General features: G+C 71.8%; 2 protein-coding genes. One reads left to right on the top strand and one right to left on the bottom strand.

Annotated features, from left to right (window positions below; translation table 11 throughout):
- Positions 1-116: 116 nt before the first annotated feature.
- Positions 117-899 (bottom strand): SAM-dependent methyltransferase, encoded by a 783-nt coding sequence (locus GUY60_RS35715; protein ID WP_161705569.1) that lies wholly within the window; start codon positions 897-899, stop codon positions 117-119.
- Positions 900-1,166: 267 nt separating this feature from the next.
- Between GUY60_RS35715 and lon the strand changes: the two genes are divergently transcribed.
- Positions 1,167-3,569, top strand: a complete 2,403-nt coding sequence (lon, locus tag GUY60_RS35710) for an endopeptidase La (RefSeq protein WP_161705568.1) — start codon at positions 1,167-1,169, stop codon at positions 3,567-3,569.
- Positions 3,570-3,684: the final 115 nt, after the last annotated feature.

Here is a 3,684-nt window from a genome sequence, read left to right as displayed (position 1 = left end):
CGCCACCCCCGCGCACAGGACCCCGACGACCCGCTGCACACCGCCCGCGCCGGTGAGGTCACCTCGCTGTGGCGGTTGGGAGTGGCGGAGAGCCGCCCGCCTCGCGACTGAGGAGGTCAGTGCCGGAACAGCGTGTGCTGGGGTTCCGGGCGGGAGGCCTGGCGGAGCAGGGTGGTCAGGAAGCCGAGGGTGCCGCGGTAGCCGCGCAGCCACTCGTCGCGGTGCTGGGCCGCCGTGCGCAGGGCCTCCGCGCTGTCCGGGTCGCCGGGGTGGTCGAGGGCCCAGCGGGTGAGCGTGCCGGTCCACGCCCATTCGTACGCGTCCCACTCCGCCAGCGTGCTGATGTGGCCGTGCACCGGGATCCACTGGTCGAGGGCGAGCTGGTCGACCGTGTTCGGCAGGGACATGAACTCGTCCTCGGCGAAGCCGACCTGGAGCGTCTCGGGGCTGGGGGCCTTCTCCCAGAAGCCGTCGCCGACGATCAGCGTGCCGCCCGGGGCGAGGTGCTTGCGGGCCACTTCGAGCGTGGGCAGGAGCCCGCCGAAGGCATGCGTGGCGCCGACGCAGAGGACCACGTCGTACTGGTGCGAGGCGCTGTACCCGGTCGCGTCCTCCAGGTGCAGCGTGACCCGGTCGTCGACGCCCGCCGAGGCGAGGTGGTCGCGGCCGCGGTCGAGGGCGCGTTCGTTCACGTCGACGCCGTCCGCGCGCACGCCGGGGCGCTCGGCCGCCGCCCGGACCAGCCACGCGGCCTCACCGCAGCCCAGGTCGAGGACGCGCTCGTCGCCGCGCGGCAGGGCCAGGTCCAGGAGGTGCCGCACCGTGGATTCGTCGAGGGGGGCGGCGATGGGGTGGTCGCCGTGCGCGATCGTGCTGAGCTTCTGTCGCAGAGGGTCCATGGCCGCATCATGCCCAAGTGGCCCGGAGTATGTCGCGGGGGGCCGCCCCCGGTTCCCGCGCACCGTCGCGTAGGCCTCAACTCGCGGCCACCGAGCGGAAGTACGCGCTCACCTTGAGTGCCCCCCGACCCGGTACACCGCCCCGCGCACGCTCGCGCAGCGCCTCGTACCGAGCTGATCGCTCACAGCGAACACGTTCCGGGGAACATCTCCGGGCTCAGCAGCATTGAGCCGATACAGCTCAACTTGACTGCCGAAGGGGAGATCATGGCATCGACGTCCGCACCGCTCACTCTGCCGGTCCTGCCGCTCGACGACGAGGTCGTCCTGCCCGGCATGGTGGTGCCCCTCGACCTGAACGATCCGGATGTACGCGCCGCGGTGGAGGCCGCCCAGGCCGCCGCCCGTGGCGATGAGGGGAAGCCACGCGTCCTGCTTGTGCCACGGATCGACGGCACGTACGCGGCGACCGGCGTCCTCGGCACCGTGGAGCAGGTCGGCCGGCTCGCCGACGGTGACCCCGGTGCGCTGATCAAGGGCCGCCGGCGCGTGCGGATCGGCGCGGGCACCACCGGACCCGGCGCCGCCCTGTGGGTCGAGGGCGCCGAGGTCGACGAGGCCGTGCCCGAACCCCTGCCCGGCGCGGTCGCCGAACTGGCCAAGGAGTACAAGGCGCTCGCCACCACCTGGCTGAAGAAGCGCGGTGCCTGGCAGGTCGTCGACCGGGTCCAGCAGATCGAAGGCATCTCGGCGCTCGCCGACAACTCCGGCTACTCGCCCTTCCTGACCACCGAGCAGAAGGTCGAACTCCTGGAGACCGCCGACCCGGTGGCCCGGCTCAAGCTCGCCGCGAAGCTGCTCAGCGACCACCTCGCCGAGCAGGACGTGGCCGAGTCCATCGCCAAGGACGTCCAGGAGGGCGTCGACAAGCAGCAGCGCGAGTTCCTGCTCCGCCGCCAGCTGGAGGCCGTACGCAAGGAACTGCGGGAGCTGAACGGCGAGTCGGAGGGTGAGGAGTCCGACGACTACCGCGCCCGCGTGGAGGCCGCCGACCTGCCGGAGAAGGTGCGCGAGGCCGCGCTCAAGGAGGTCGACAAGCTGGAGCGGTCCAGCGACCAGTCCCCGGAGGGCTCCTGGATCCGCACCTGGCTGGACACGGTGCTCGAACTGCCGTGGAGCGAGACCACCGAGGACACGTACGACATCCAGGGCGCCAAGGGCATCCTCGACGCCGAGCACTCCGGTCTCGACGACGTGAAGGAGCGGATCACCGAGTACCTGGCGGTGCGCAAACGCCGCGCCGACCGGGGCCTCGGGGTGGTCGGCGGCCGTCGCGGTGGCGCCGTGCTCGCGCTCGTGGGCCCGCCCGGCGTCGGCAAGACGTCACTCGGTGAGTCCGTCGCGCACGCCATGGGCCGCAAGTTCGTCCGCGTCGCCCTCGGCGGCGTCCGCGACGAGGCGGAGATCCGCGGCCACCGGCGTACGTACGTGGGGGCGCTGCCGGGACGGATCGTGCGGGCGATCAAGGAGGCGGGTTCCATGAACCCCGTCGTCCTGCTCGACGAGATCGACAAGGTCGGCTCCGACTTCCGCGGCGACCCGGCCGCGGCCCTGCTCGAAGTGCTCGACCCGGCGCAGAACCACACCTTCCGGGACCACTACCTGGAGGTCGAACTCGACCTGAGCGATGTCGTCTTCCTCGCCACCGCGAATGTCCTGGAGGCCATTCCGGAGGCGCTGCTCGACCGCATGGAGCTGGTCAGGCTCGACGGCTACACCGAGGACGAGAAGGTCGTCATCGCCCGCGACCACCTGCTCCCGCGCCAGCTGGAGCGGGCCGGTCTTGAGCCGGGCGAGGTGGCCCTGGACGAGAGCGCGCTGCGCAAGCTCGCCGGTGAGTACACGCGCGAAGCGGGCGTACGCAACCTCGAACGCTCCGTCGCGCGGCTGCTCCGCAAGGTCGCCGCACAGAGCGAACTGGGCGAGCGGAAGCTGCCGTTCACCGTCACCGACGCGGATCTGCGGGACCTGATCGGCCGGCCGCACCACGTGCCCGAGTCCGCCCAGGACCCGGCCGAGCGGCGCACCGCGGTGCCCGGCGTGGCCACCGGGCTCGCGGTCACCGGGGCGGGCGGCGACGTGCTTTTCGTCGAGGCCTCGCTCGCGGACCCGGAGACCGGGGCGTCGGGCCTGACCCTCACCGGGCAGCTGGGCGACGTGATGAAGGAGTCCGCGCAGATCGCCCTGTCGTTCCTGCGCTCGCGCGGCGCCGAACTGGAGCTTCCCGTCGGTGACTTGAAGGAACGCGGCGTACACATCCACTTCCCGGCGGGCGCGGTCCCGAAGGACGGCCCGAGCGCGGGCATCACGATGACGACGGCGCTCGCCTCGCTGCTCTCCGGTCGCCTGGTCCGTACGGATGTGGCGATGACCGGTGAGGTGTCGCTGACCGGGCGGGTGCTGCCGATCGGGGGCGTCAAGCAGAAGCTGCTGGCCGCGCAGCGGGCTGGGGTGACCACGGTGATCATCCCGAAGCGGAATGAGGCGGATCTCGATGACGTACCGGCGGAGGTTCTTCAGAAGCTGGACGTGCACCCGGTGACGGATGTCCGTCAGGTGCTTGAACTGGCGTTGGCTCCGGCGGAGTTGGGGGTGTCGGTGGCTGCGTGAACTCTCCCCTCCCCGCCCCTTCCCGAAGTCCTGCCGGACGGGCCTCCTCAAACGCCGGAGGGGCTAAAAGATAGCCCCTCCGGCGTTTGAGGTGGGGGCACCTCCCAGCGGTAGC

Origin of the sequence: Streptomyces boluensis (genome assembly GCF_009908195.1) — a bacterium.
Classification (GTDB): Bacteria; Actinomycetota; Actinomycetes; order Streptomycetales; family Streptomycetaceae; genus Streptomyces; species Streptomyces boluensis.
Note: the sequence above shows the minus strand (reverse complement) of the source record. Positions and strands in the feature narration are given on the sequence as shown.